We start from the raw sequence: 12,985 nt of genomic DNA, 5'->3' as shown, positions 1-12,985 counted from the left end.
GTCCGCCGGGCCGTGGGCCGGCTGCTGGCCGCCGACCCGGGCCGGGCCGCGGCGGTCCTGCTGCTGTACCTGTTCGCGGCCGCGTTCAGCGTGTCCGTGCCGGTCCTGCTGGGGCGGGTCGTCGACGGCATCGGCGCGGGCTGGGACACCGGGCAGGTGAACCTCATGTGCGGGGTGATCCTCGTGTGCGTGTGCTTCCAGTTCGTGCTCGGGCGCCTGGGGCGGCTCTCGGGGTACCGGTTCGGCGAGCGGGCCGCGGCCCGGCTGCGCGAATCGGTGGTCGAGCGGGTCCTGTCGCTGCCGCTGGTGCAGGTCGAGCGCGCCGGACGCGGCGACCTGGGCACCCGGACCGCCTCCGACGTCAACGTCGTCGCGGACATGCTGCGCGACAACGGACCCACGGTCGCGACCCTCGTCATCGAGGTGGTCGTGCTGTACATCGCCACGTTCGTCGTCAGCCCGCTGCTGGGCCTGGTGGCGCTGGTGACGGTCCCGCTGACGCTGCTCAACGCCCGCCGGTACCTGCGGCGGGCCGCGCCCGCGTTCCTGAAGCAGCGGGCCGCGATGAGCGAGGCGGCCGAGACCGTCGCCGCGTCGAGCGCGGGCGCGCGGAGCGTCGAAGCGCTGGCGCTGCAAGCGGAGCGACGCGAACTCGGATACGGGCGCGGACAGACCATGATGGACCGGCTGCTGCGGGTGGTCGGCCTCCAGGCGAACTTCTTCATGGTCATGCTCATGATCAACCGCGGCCAGCTGATCATCGTCACCCTCGCCGCGGGGCTCTGGTACTTCGAGGGGGGCCTGACGCTGGGGACCGCGATCGCCGCGATCACCGTGACCGTGCGGGTCGCCAACCCCACCAACGGGATCATGGTCCAGCTCGGCGAGTTCCAGCAGGGTGCGGCCGCGCTCGCGCGCATCGAGGGCGTCAACCTGATCCCCGCCGAGACGCGGGAGGCGCGACCGGAGGGCTCGGACCTGCGGCTGGACGCGGTCACGTTCGGGTACGGCGACGGCCCCGACGTCCTCCACGGCCTCAGTCTCCATCCCGCGCAGGGCGAACGGCTCGTGGTGGTCGGGCCCTCGGGGGCCGGGAAGTCCACGATCGCGCGGCTGCTGGCCGGGATCGACCGGCCGCGCACCGGGGCCGCGACGCTCGGCGGCGTCCCCGTCTACGACATCGGCGTGGAGGAGCTGCGGCGGCATGTCGTCCTGGTGACCCAGGAGCACTACGTGTTCACGGCCTCCTTGCGCGACAACCTGATCCTCGCCGCGCCCGAGGCCGGCGACGACCGGCTGGAGGAGGCGCTGCGGCGCGTGGACGCGCGGTGGGCCCTCGACGAGGGGCTGGACACGATGCTCGGCGACGAGCACCGCAAGCTCACCACGGCTGAAGCGCAGCAGATCGCGCTTGCGCGCGTCGTCATCGCCGACCCGGACATCGTCATCCTCGACGAGGCGACCGCCGGGATCGACCCCGCCAGCGCGGGCAAGGTGGAGGCGGCGCTGGCCGCGGCCCTCGCGGGCCGCACGGTCATCGCGATCGCCCACCAGCTCCAGGCCGCCCGCTCGGCCGACCGGATCGCGGTCGTGGAGCGGGGCCGGATCGCCGAGGCGGGCACGCACGACGAGCTGCTGGCCGCGGGCGGGGTGTACTCGGGGCTCTGGCATGCGTGGCAAGGGGATTGAGCGAGGGTCTGCTTGGGTTTCGGTGACTTTCGCGCCGTTCGGGTCGGGGTTCGAGCGGCGGCGACGAAGGCGGTGGCGCTTGCGGGGCGGCCGGTTTGCTTGGGGCACAGGCGGGTCGAGGCGAAATGTCCTGATTGTCTACCCGATCGGGTGATGACGGGCCTGGTGGGGCGAGGGAGAATTGAGAGGCGTACAGGGATGCGAAATTCTTGTTGGTAGACGCAGAGTCCGGTGGTAAGCAGACTAAGACATAAGCCTCTGGCCGGAGACTCCGTCGGCACTCGAACGCCGAATCGATCGCAGCGCAGCAGTAAGCCGATCGCGTTCGCTTTCACTCCCCCGAATCACGCGTCGCCTCCGTCGGACGGTTCCGGCCCCAGGCCGGCCCTAGGCGAGCGCGGGATCCGAAACCCAGCCGGCAACCAGGACGAGCCCGGTGGGGCGGTGCACCGCGACGTAGGCGAAGGGCCGGTCGAAGGTCACGGTGTGGCGGACGTGCCGGTGCTCGAAGCGCGGGATGAACCCGGCGAGGGCCATGCCGATCGCGGTGACTGCCGCGGCCTCGAAGCCGGTGGCGCTGAAGCGGGACGTGCAGGACTGCCGGGCCTGGCTCACGTAGAGGGGGCGGGCGGCGAGGCGGTCGAAGCGGGCGCGCTGCTCGTCGCTGGCGGCGACGAGGCCGAGTGCGGCGGCGTCCTCGGTGAGGTCGAGTTCCTCGTGCACGTCGAAGGCGACCGTGGTCGCCCCGATCTCGGGGCCGGTCTGGGGCGCGGTGCCCTGGTACTCGCTGACCTGGACGCCGATCGCCTGCTCCCCCGGGGCGAGGCCGGTCGCGGAGCGGCCCCAGGCGGGGTCGACGGCGTCGATGAGCGCGTCGAGGACGGCGTGCGGGGCGAGGTCCTCGCGGCCGAGGCCCAGGAGGACGTCGATGTCGCCGTCGCCTCTGACGGTGAGGACCGTGGCGTCCTCGCCGATGCGGAGCACGTCCTCGTCGTATGAGGCGGTGAGGAGGGTCCCGCGGCCGGCCCAGGGGCCGGTCGTGAAGGGCGCGTAGGTGTTCTCCTCGAACTGGGTGCGCCATTTGGTGCGGACTAGGAGGGCGCTGGCGAGAAGGAGTTCGATCGGCGCGGGGGCGTCGAGGTCGACCGGCATCTCCTCGATGATGCCGCCGGTGTTGGCGGAGGCCCAGGCGTCGAGGGCGGTCTTGTCGGCGGCGTTGTCGCCGGTGAGGGAGCCGAGGGTCTGGGGCGGGAGGGCCGCGGCCCAGTCGGGGTCGAGGACGATGCTCGGGCCGGCCCACACGCCGAGGGCGACACGGAGCGCGGGCGAGGTGCGGGCGCCGTCGAGAAGTGCCTGCGGGAGAGCCGCGGCGCGGTCTGCGTCGAGGCCGAGGGCTTCGAGGAGTTCCCGCTCGGTGTCCGCGACGGCGCCGGTGGCGAGCATCGCGAGGAGCGGCCAGATGCCGAGTCCGGATGCGGCCGAAGGGACCTCGGTGCGGGAGGCGAGCCAGCGCCGGGTGAGGGCGTTGGCTGCGGCGACGTCGGCGGGGGTCAGGAGGTCCTGAAGGGCGAGGCTCATGCGGTCTCCGGTCGGTCGACCCAGCCGGCGACGAGGACGAGGCCGGTGGGGCGGTGGCGGGCGAGGTAGGCGAACGGTCGGTCGAAGTCGATCACGGCGCGGACGTGGCGGTGCCGGCGCTTGGAGGGGAGCGCGCCGGCGCGGGTCATGGCGACGGCGGTGACGGCGGCGGCCTCGAACCCGGTGGCGGAGAAGACGGCCGTGCAGGCCTGCTTCGCCTGGGAGACGTGGACCGGTTCGGCTGCAAGGCGGTCGAAGCGGGCGCGGGCGGGGTCGCAGGCGTTCACGAGGCCGAGGGTGCGGGCGTCCGCGATGAGGTCGAGGTCGTTGCGGAGTTTGAAGCGGACGGTCCGGACCTCGGTCTCGGGGCCGGTCTGCGGGCGCGGGGCCAGGTACTCCTGGACTTCGACGCCGACCGCCCGCTCCCCCGGGGCGAGCGCGGTGGCCGGGAGGCCCCAGTCGGGGTCGGCGGCGTCGAGGAGGTTGGCTATGACCTCGTGCGGGGTGAGGCCGTCGCGGCCGAGGCCCAGGAGGACGTCGATGCCGCCGTCGCCGGGGACGGTGAGCACGGAGGCGTCGTCGCCGATGCGCAGGACGTCGCCGAGGGTCGCGGTGAGGCCCCTGACCTGGCCGAGCCCGGCCCAAGGGCCGTGGGTGAAGGCGCGCCGGTGGTCGGTGAAGGGGGTGTTCCAGGTGGTCGTGACCGAGAGGGCGCTGGCGAGGACGAGGTCGATGGGCTGCGTGAAGTCGAGGGGCATCCGGTCGATGAGGCCGCGGGTGCTGCGGGCGGCCCAGGCGTCGAGGGCGGCCTTGTCGGTGGCGGGATCGCCGGTGAGGGAGCCGACGGCGTCGACCGGGAGGCCCGCGGTCCAGTCGGGGTCGAGGGTGACGCGTTTGCCGGCCCAGACGGCGAGGGCGGCGCTGAGCGCGGGCGAGCCTTCGATCGCGGCGAGGAGGGCCGCGGGCGCCGCGGCGGCGCGGTCGGAGGAGAGGCCGGCGGCGGCGAGGAGTTCGTCCCGGGTGTCGTCGACGGCGCCGGTGGCGAGGACGGCGAGGAGCGGCCAGATGCCGAGTCCCGATGCGGCCGAAGGGATCTCAGAACGGGAGGCGAGCCAGCGCGCCGTGAGGCCGTTGGCGGCGGCGACGTCGGCGGGGGTGAGTGCCCGCTGGAAGGTGTCCTCGCTCGTGCCCATGGTGCGGAGCCTAGCGCGGGGCCGCACCTTCCGAAAACCGGTTGCGGGATCCGGTGGGCGGGCCTAGCGTCGCCGGGGACAGGTCCGATACGAGTCAGAGAGGGGTCCGACATGCGCCGGACTTCAGAGTTCACCCAGCGAATCCAGCCGAACTCTTCTCTGAGGACTGTCCTTGTCATTTCTGAATCTGGGGATTCTCGCCCACGTCGACGCCGGTAAGACCAGCCTGACCGAGCGGCTGCTGTACGACGCGGGCATCATCGACCGCGTCGGCAGCGTCGACTCCGGCAGCACGCAGACCGACTCGATGGAGCTGGAGCGCCGCCGCGGGATCACGATCCAGTCGGCCGTCGTCGCGTTCCGCCTGGGCGGCACCACCGTCAATCTCATCGACACGCCGGGCCACACCGACTTCATCGCCGAGGTGGAGCGGGCGCTGCGCGTGCTCGACGGCGCGGTCCTGGTGGTCTCCGCGGTCGAGGGCGTGCAGGCCCAGACGCGGGTCCTGTTCCGCACCCTGGAGCGGCTCGGCGTGCCGACGCTCCTGTTCGTCAACAAGGTCGACCGGCGCGGCGCCCGCGAGGCGGACCTGCTGGAGGACCTGGCCCGGATGCTGAGCCCGCGGCTGCTGCCGATGGGCACGGTGCGGGCGATCGGCTCGGCCGAGGCCGAGGCGCTCCCGTTCGCGTTCGGCGACCGCGAGTTCGCCGACCGGGCCGCCGACCTGCTCTCGGCGGGGTCGGACGAGTTCCTCGCGGCCTACCTGGAGGGGTCCGGGCCGCTCGACTACGACGCCGAGCTGGCCGCGCAGGTTCGCGCGGGGGCCGCGCACCCGGTGTACTTCGGGTCGGCCGTCACCGGCGCGGGCGTGGGGGCGCTGACCGAGGGCATCCGCCGCTATCTGCCGGTCCCGCAAGGGGATCCGGAGGCCGAGCCGCGCGGCACGGTGTTCAAGGTGGAGCACCACCACCAGAAGATCGCGTACGTGCGGGTGAACGCGGGCCGGATCGGGCCGCGGGACGTGCTGACGGTGTACCGCCGCGGCGAGTACGGCGCGGTCGAGTCCCACGAGGGCAAGGTGACGTCGGTGGAGGTCTTCGACCACGGCACGGCGACCGTCATGGGCGAGGCCGGGCCGGGTTCGATCGCGAAGGTCAAGGGCCTCAGCGACATCCGCATCGGGGACGCGATCGGGTCGCCTGAGGGCCTGGCGAGCGGGGGCCTGTTCACGCCGCCGACGCTGGAGACCGTGGTGCGCCCCGCCGACCCGAACCGGCGCGTCGATCTCAACCGGGCGCTGCTGAACCTGGCCGAGCGGGACCCGCTCGTGGACCCGCACCTGGACGAGCTGTCCGAGGAGATGGCCGTGCGCCTGTACGGCGAGGTGCAGAAGGAGGTCGTGGCCTCGCTCCTCGACGAGGAGTTCGGCATCGGCGTCGAGTTCGAGGAGACCCGCGCGATCCACGTCGAGCGGCCGCTGCGCACCGCCTCGGCCCTGCACGAGATGTGGAAGCAGACGCCGAACGTCGCCACCGTCGGGCTGCGCCTGGAGCCGGGCGAGCCGGGGTCGGGCCTGCACTACGGGCTGGAGGTGGAGCGCGGCTCGCTGACGCGGGCGCTGCGCAACGCCGTCGAGGACGGCGTCCAGAAGTTCATGCGCCGGGGCCTGTACGGGTGGGAGGTCACCGACTGCCGGGTGTGGCTGACGGCGACTGGGTACGTCGGGCGCACGAGCACGGCCGCGCACTTCCGCGACGCCACGATGTTCCTGCTCGACGGGATGCTCAAGGAGTCGGGGACGGCAGTGTGCGAGCCGGTCAACCGCTTCAACGTGGAGTTCCCGGCCGGGACGGGCAACGCGGTCCTCAAGTGCCTGGGCGAGGCGCGCTCGGACATCAAGGGCCAGTTCTCGACCGACACCACCGGGTACATCTCGGGGTTCATGCCGACCGAGCAGGTCCACGGCGTCGAGCGGCGACTGCCGGGCCTGACCGAGGGCCTGGCGCTGTTCACGACCGAGTTCGCCGAGTACCGCCCGGTGTACGGGCCGCCGCCGCGGCGAGGAAGTCAGGCGGGCGAGCGGGTGAACGAGGCGCGGTAGGCGCTCGGGGTCAGTCCGATGTGGCGGGTCAGGTGCTGGCGCAGCGATTCGGCGGAGCCGAAGCCGCTGCGCCGGGCCACCTGGTCGACGGTGTAGTCGGTGGCTTCGAGGAGTTCGCGGGCGCGGTGGAGGCGCTGCTGGAGGAGCCACTGGAACGGGGTCATGCCGGTCTCGGCGGTGAAGCGGCGGGCGAGGGTCCGCACGCTCACGCGGGCCTCGCGGGCGAGGTCGTCGAGGGAGATCGGGCGGTCGAGGCGGCCGAGGGCCCAGACGCGGGCCTCGGCGAGGGCCGAGCCGGTGCCGGGCGGCAGGGGCGTGTCGACGAACTGGGCCTGGCCGCCTTGGCGCACGGGCGTGACGACCGCGGCGCGGGCGACCGAGTTGGCTACGGCCGCACCGTAGTCGGTGCGGATGAGGTGAAGGCACAGGTCGATTCCGGCGGCGGAGCCGGCGCCGGTGAGGACCTGGCCCTCGTCGACGAACAGCACGTTCGGGTCGACCTCGACGGCCGGGCGGGCGCGCCGCAGCTCGTCGGCGAGCGCCCAGTGCGTGGTAGCGCGGCGACCGTCGAGGAGCCCGGCGCGGGCGAGGACGAACGCGCCGGAGCAGATCGAGGCGATCCGCTTCCCCGCGGCGGCCGCCGCGCGCAGGGCGTCGAGGACCTCCTCGGGCGGGTCGTGGCGGCGGCCGGTGGAGGGCACGACGATCGTGTCGGCGGCGTCGAGGGCCTCCAGGCCGGCGGTGACGACGATGCCGATGCCGCCGGAGGCGGCGACGGGCCCCGGTTCGGGGGTGCAGACGGTGACCTCGTAGCAGGGGCGGCCCTCGATGGCCGCGCCTTCGAGCATGGTCGCGGGCATCGACAGGTCGAAGGGCTTGACGGGTGGGACTGCGAGAACCGCGATGCTGCGCATGGCCGAATCCTTGGGAAGTGTGGCATTCAGGCCACTAGGCTACCCGGCCGGCGCGGCGCAGTGTTGACTCCGCGGACGGGCCCGCCGTTTTCCCACTGGCACAAGCGAATGGAACGAGAATCATGGCTGATGTAGTGATCGTCGGACGGGGAGCCGTCGCCAGCGCGGCCGCACGGCGGCTGGCCGAGAGCGGCGACCGGGTCCGGATGGTCTCCCGCAGCGGCGGCGGTCCTGAAGGGGTCGAGCGGATCGCGCTCGACGCCGGCGACACCGAGGCGCTCGCCGACGCCGTCAAGGGCGCCGACACGGTGGTCAACGCCGTCGCGACCCCGTACCACACCTGGCCGGAGCTGATGCCGGTCCTGTTCGACTCGGTCCTCACCGCGGCCGAGCGGACCGGCGCCGACCTGGTGATGCTCGGGAACCTGTACGGCTACGCGCGGACCGCGGGCCCGCTGACCGAGCGGACCCCGCTGGACCCGCCGACGCGCAAGGGCAGGGTGCGGGCCGACCTGTGGCTCCATGCGAAGGCCGCGCACGACGCGGGGCGCCTGCGCGTCACCGAGCTGCGGGCGGGCCAGTTCGTCGGGCCGGGCGCGTACTCGGCCTTCGGCTTCCTGGTCGAGCCGCACGTCATGAGGGGCGAGCTGGCACTCGTCCACGGCAACCCCGACGCGCAGCACGCGTTCACCTACACCGAGGATGCCGCAGCGGCGCTGATCGCCTTGGCGCGCAGCGAGACCGCCTGGGGCCGGGCCTGGATCGCACCGATCCTGACCGCCACGGTCCGCGAGGTCGCGGCCCGCCTCGCCGAACTCCGCGGCGCGTCCGAGCCGCGCCTGGAGCAGCTGACCGAGCGGGAGATGACCCTGCTCGGGTTCACCGATCCGATGTGGAACGAGTTCCGCGAGATGAGCTACATGTCCGACCAGCCGTTCCTCGTCGACGACGGCGACCTCCGCGAGGCGTTCGGCGTCAAGGCGTCCCCGCTGGACGTGGTCGTCGCCTAGCGGCGGACGCGCGGCGGACCCGCCTCGGCTTCATGCCGGGGCGGGTCCGCCGCGTTCGGGCGGGGTTTCGGGTGGTTTCAGGCTTTCGCCGCGGATGTCTTGACACGGATCGGCAGTGTGACGTAGGTTGCATCTGACAACGTAGTCAGATCCTGTCTGGAGCCCCCGCATGGCCCCCGTGACTCCTCCCGACCCGGTCCCCGCGCGGCGCCGACCGCCCGGCATGACCGACGTGGCCCGCCTCGCCGGCGTCTCGCAGAAGACCGTCTCCCGCGTGGTCAACAACGAGCGGTACGTCTCGGACGGGGTGCGCGAGAAGGTGCTGCGGGCCGCGCGCGAGCTGGGGTTCCGGCCGAACACGGCCGCGCGGGCGCTCATCACCGGCCGCTTCGGGCGCATCGGCGTGGTCGCCCTCGGCACCGCGCTGTACGGTCCCGCCTCGCTCCAGGTGGCGATCGAGCGCGCCACCCGCGCCGCCGGGATCTCGGTCATGATCGCGAACACCGTTGAGGGCGAACCGGATTCGATCGGCGGCGCCGTCGACTGGCTGCTGCACCAGGGCGTGGACGCCATCATCATCTCCGAGCCGATCGACGAGGGCGTGGAGCTGCACGTCGACCCGTCCGTGCCGATCTACAGCGTCGGGCGCAGCCTCCCCCAGGCCGAGAACCTGCTCACCGGGGACTTCAACGCCGACGCGACCCGCGAGGCCGTCGAGCACCTGCTCGACCTCGGGCACGAGCGGGTCTGGCACGTGGCCGGGCCGGACTCCTGGTTCGCCGCCCGCGAGCGCGTCGACGGCTGGCGGGCCGCCCACGAGGCCCGCGGCATCGAGGCGCCGGAGCCGATCGAGGGCGACTGGACGCCCGCGGCCGGGTACGAGGCGGGGCGCCGGCTCCTCCACGACCCGGAGGTGACGGCCGTGGCCTGCGCGAACGACGACATGGCGATCGGGCTCATCCGGGCCTACACCGAGGCCGGCATCGCCGTGCCCGAACGGGTCAGCGTCACCGGCTTCGACGACATCCCGGCCGCGGCCTACCTCACCCCTCCCCTGACCACCGTCCGCCAGCAGTTCGAGACCGACGCGATCCTCGGCCTCGGCATCCTCCTGCGGCGGCTCCCGGGCGCGCCCACCGGCGCACCGGAGCCGGCCGCCCCGCCCCCGGACGTACACCGGCTCGTCGTCCGCCGATCGACCGCACCGCCCCCGAACCGGCTCGATGAGGAGCCAGGAAAGGACGCACGATGAATCCCCGCTTCAGACGAAGGACGGGGCTCGGCGCCGCGCTCGCGAGTCCGCTCGCGTTCAGCGCGTGCGGACGCCGGCCCGTCCAGCCGCCCGAACACGTCAGCCAGGCCGAGATCGACGAGGCCATGCACACCCCCACCGAACTGAACTTCTGGACCTGGGTGCCCGGGATCGAGAAGCAGGTCGCCCTCTTCGAGGAGGCCTACCCGGACGTCAAAGTGGACGTCACGAACGCGGCGCAGGGCGCGGGCCACTACGCGAAGATCCGCACCGCGCTGCGGGCCGGGCGCGGCGCGCCCGACGTGGCGCAGATCGAGTACGAGATGGTGCCCGCGTTCACGATCACCGACCACCTGCTCGACCTGCGGCCCTACGGCGCGGGCGAACTGGAGGACCAGTTCGTGGAGTGGGTGTGGGCGCAGGTGAGCGGCCCCGGCGGCGAGGTCTGGGCGATCCCGCAGGACACCGGTCCGATGGGGATGCTGTACCGGGCCGACATCTTCGAGGCGCACGGGATCGAGGTCCCGGCGACGTGGGAGGCGTTCGCGGACGCGGCCAGAGCGCTCCATGAGGCCGACCCCGAGGTGTACCTGACGAACTTCCCGCCCAGCCAGGGCGCGTTCTTCGCCGGGTCGCTGTGGCAGGCCGGCGCCGACCCGTTCGGCGGGTCCGAGGGCGCCGACCTGAAGGTGGACGTCACTTCTGAAGCGGCGCAGCGGGTCACGGAGTTCTGGGCCGGGCTCGCGGCCGAGGGCGTCGTCTCGACCGACCCGGACTTCTCCGACCAGTGGTACCAGGCGGCGAACCGCGGCAAGTACGCCACGTGGCTCACCGCCGCGTGGGGGCCGGTGTTCCTCCAGTCGACCGCGGCGTCCACCAGCGGGAAGTGGCGGGCCGCGCCGCTGCCGCAGTGGGAGTCGGGCGACCAGGTCGCCGGGAACTGGGGCGGGTCGACCAACGGGGTCTTCAACATCACCGAGCACCCGATCCAGGCCGCGGTCTTCGCGCAGTTCATCAACACCGACCCCGAGTGCACCAAGGCGATGGCGACCGAGCAGTTCCTGTTCCCGCCGACCAAGGCGCTCCTGGAGGACCCGGAGTTCACCGGCATGGAGCTGGAGTTCTACGGCGGCCAGAAGGTCAACGAGGTGTTCGCGCAGATCAGCGAGACCGTCTCGCCGGACTTCCAGTGGCCGCCGTTCAACGACCAGGTCCGGGCCGACTACGGCGCGACCGTGGGCACCGCCATCGCCGAGGGTTCCGACGCCGTTGCGGCCCTGAGCGACTGGCAGGACCGCATCGCCGAGTACGCCGAGTTCCAGGGCTTCACCGTGGAGGAGGGATCATGAGCGCCGACACCGCATCCGAAGCGCCGGTCGCGCCCGGGATCAGCCGCACCGCCAAGGGCCGCAAGGGCGGCAAGGGCCCGCGGTACGCCAAGACCGGGTACCTGTTCGTCGCGCCGTTCATGATCGCCTTCACGGCGATGTTCCTGGTGCCCTTGGCCTACGCCGCGTGGTTCAGCCTCTTCCGCGAGCAGATGATCGGCGGGAACGTCTTCGTCGGCATCGACAACTACACGCGGGCCTTCACCGACCCGCAGCTCATCGCCGGGCTCGGCCGGGTCGCCCTGTTCTTCCTCATCCAGGTCCCGGTCATGATGATCCTGGCCCTGTTCTTCGCCCTCGCACTGGACTCGGCGCTGCTGCGGCTGTCGCGGACCGTGCGGCTGGCGATCTTCATGCCCTACGCGGTGCCGAGCGTCGTCGCCGCCCTCATGTGGGGCTTCCTGTACGGGCCCGACTTCGGGCCCCTCGCGCAGCTCGCCGACAAGATCGGCGCAGCCGCGCCGGACTTCCTCGGCGCCGACCTCATGCTCGGGTCGATCGCGAACATCGTGACGTGGGAGTTCACCGGCTACAACATGATCCTGCTGTACGCGGCGCTGCGGGCCGTCCCGACCGAGCTGTACGAGGCCGCCTCTGTAGACGGCGCCGGACCCTGGCGCACCGCCTGGTCGATCAAGATCCCGCTGCTGCGGCCCGCGATCGTCCTGTGCATGGTCTTCTCGGTCATCGGCAGCTTCCAGCTGTTCAACGAACCCAGCATCATGCGCACCCTGGCGCCGAACGTCATCGTCGCCGACTACACGCCCAACCTCTACGCGTACAACCTCGCGTTCGTCGGCCAGGAGTACAACTACGCCGCCGCCGTCTCCTTCGTGCTCGGCTTCGTCATCATGGCCGGCTCGTACCTCTTCATGCTCGCCACCAACCGCAGGAGCCGGTCATGAGCGCCCACGTCACTTCACCGCAGGAGACCGAGGCGCCGACCGCCGCGAAGCCGCGCAGGCCCCGGCCCAAGCGCAGCACCATCCTCACCATCGGGATGCTCGCGGCCGCCGCCTACTTCCTGCTGCCGCTGTTCTGGCTCGTCGTCGCCTCCACGAAGACGACCGGAGACCTGTTCTCCACCTTCGGACTCTGGTTCGCCGGGGAGAACAACCTCTTCACCAACATCGCGAACACGTTCCAGGCCGACGACGGCGCGTTCGGGCACTGGCTCGGGAACTCGCTGCTGTACGCGGTCGCCTCCGCGCTCGGCGGCACGTTCCTCGCCGCCCTCGGCGGGTACGGGTTCGCCAAGTACAAGTTCAAGGGCAACCAGGCCATGTTCATGGGCGTCCTCGGCGCCATGGCCGTGCCCTCGACCGCGCTCGCGATCCCGACGTACCTGCTGTTCAGCCAGGCGGGCCTGACGGACACGCCGTGGGCGATCATCCTGCCGTCCATGGCGAGCCACCCGTTCGGCCTGTACTTCATGCGGATCTACGCCGACAGCGCCGTCCCCGACAGCCTCATCGAATCCGGCCGCATCGACGGCGCGGGCGACTTCAGGATCTTCTTCCAGGTCACCGGCAGGCTCCTGACGCCCGCCATCGCCACCATCATGCTGTTCATGCTGGTGCAGACCTGGAACAACTACTTCCTGCCGCTCATCATGCTCAACGACCCCGACCTGTACCCGGTCACCGTGGGCCTCGCCAACTGGCAGGGCCAGGCGGCCAGCTCGGGCGGGGCCAGCGGCGACTACATACCGCTGGTGGTCACCGGGTCGCTCATCTCGATCTTCCCGCTGATCATCGCCTTCCTCTTCCTGCAACGGTATTGGACGACCGGCCTGGTCTCCGGCAGCGTCAAGCAGTGAGAGCGGCCGGTCCGGGCGCCGTGCAAGGACGGCGCCCGGAC

The 12,985-nt window shown here is 72.1% G+C and carries 10 protein-coding genes; 7 read left to right on the top strand and 3 right to left on the bottom strand.

Annotated elements, in window-relative coordinates; translation table 11 throughout:
* Positions 1-1,689 (top strand): ABC transporter ATP-binding protein (locus DI269_RS04615; protein ID WP_157974761.1); only part of this gene is annotated, 1,689 nt, incomplete at its 5' end.
* Between the two features lie 387 nt (positions 1,690-2,076).
* Here DI269_RS04615 and DI269_RS04610 read toward each other — a convergent pair.
* Together DI269_RS04610 and DI269_RS04605 are read right to left on the bottom strand one after the other, a co-directional pair.
* Positions 2,077-3,267 carry a serpin family protein gene (locus DI269_RS04610; RefSeq protein ID WP_112133951.1) on the bottom strand — a complete coding sequence of 397 codons (1,191 nt, stop codon included), beginning with the start codon at positions 3,265-3,267 and terminating at the stop codon, positions 2,077-2,079.
* A complete protein-coding gene (locus DI269_RS04605; protein WP_112133950.1) occupies positions 3,264-4,460 on the bottom strand; it encodes a serpin family protein in 1,197 nt (398 codons plus the stop codon). The genes DI269_RS04610 and DI269_RS04605 overlap by 4 nt, the downstream gene beginning before the upstream one ends.
* Positions 4,461-4,632: 172 nt before the next feature.
* Between DI269_RS04605 and DI269_RS04600 the strand changes: the two genes are divergently transcribed.
* Positions 4,633-6,561 (top strand): GTP-binding protein, encoded by a 1,929-nt coding sequence (locus DI269_RS04600; protein ID WP_112133949.1) that lies wholly within the window; start codon positions 4,633-4,635, stop codon positions 6,559-6,561.
* Here the strand turns inward: DI269_RS04600 and DI269_RS04595 are convergent.
* Positions 6,528-7,475, bottom strand: a complete 948-nt coding sequence (locus tag DI269_RS04595; RefSeq protein ID WP_112133948.1) for a GlxA family transcriptional regulator — start codon at positions 7,473-7,475, stop codon at positions 6,528-6,530. The genes DI269_RS04600 and DI269_RS04595 overlap by 34 nt on opposite strands.
* Positions 7,476-7,597: 122 nt before the next feature.
* On the opposite strand from DI269_RS04595, the gene DI269_RS04590 reads away from it, so the two are divergent.
* The 5 genes from DI269_RS04590 (at position 7,598) to DI269_RS04570 (ending at position 12,944) form a co-directional block, all read left to right on the top strand.
* Positions 7,598-8,485, top strand: a complete 888-nt coding sequence (locus DI269_RS04590; protein WP_198667145.1) for an NAD-dependent epimerase/dehydratase family protein — start codon at positions 7,598-7,600, stop codon at positions 8,483-8,485.
* Positions 8,486-8,654: 169 nt separating this feature from the next.
* Positions 8,655-9,737 carry a LacI family DNA-binding transcriptional regulator gene (locus tag DI269_RS04585; RefSeq protein WP_198667144.1) on the top strand — a complete coding sequence of 361 codons (1,083 nt, stop codon included), beginning with the start codon at positions 8,655-8,657 and terminating at the stop codon, positions 9,735-9,737.
* Entirely contained in the window at positions 9,734-11,086 is a 1,353-nt protein-coding gene (locus tag DI269_RS04580; protein WP_112133946.1) for an ABC transporter substrate-binding protein, read from the top strand. The genes DI269_RS04585 and DI269_RS04580 overlap by 4 nt, the downstream gene beginning before the upstream one ends.
* On the top strand, positions 11,083-12,030 hold the full coding sequence (locus tag DI269_RS04575) for a carbohydrate ABC transporter permease (RefSeq protein WP_112133945.1): 948 nt from the start codon (positions 11,083-11,085) through the stop codon (positions 12,028-12,030). The genes DI269_RS04580 and DI269_RS04575 overlap by 4 nt, the downstream gene beginning before the upstream one ends.
* The gene (locus DI269_RS04570; RefSeq protein ID WP_112133944.1) at positions 12,027-12,944 is read left to right on the top strand and encodes a carbohydrate ABC transporter permease; all 918 of its coding nucleotides are present in this window, start codon (positions 12,027-12,029) and stop codon (positions 12,942-12,944) included. The genes DI269_RS04575 and DI269_RS04570 overlap by 4 nt, the downstream gene beginning before the upstream one ends.
* Positions 12,945-12,985 lie beyond the last annotated feature (41 nt).

It is taken from the genome of Glycomyces dulcitolivorans (assembly GCF_003265355.1).
Taxonomy (GTDB): Bacteria; Actinomycetota; Actinomycetes; order Mycobacteriales; family Micromonosporaceae; genus Glycomyces; species Glycomyces dulcitolivorans.
Note: the sequence above shows the minus strand (reverse complement) of the source record. Positions and strands in the feature narration are given on the sequence as shown.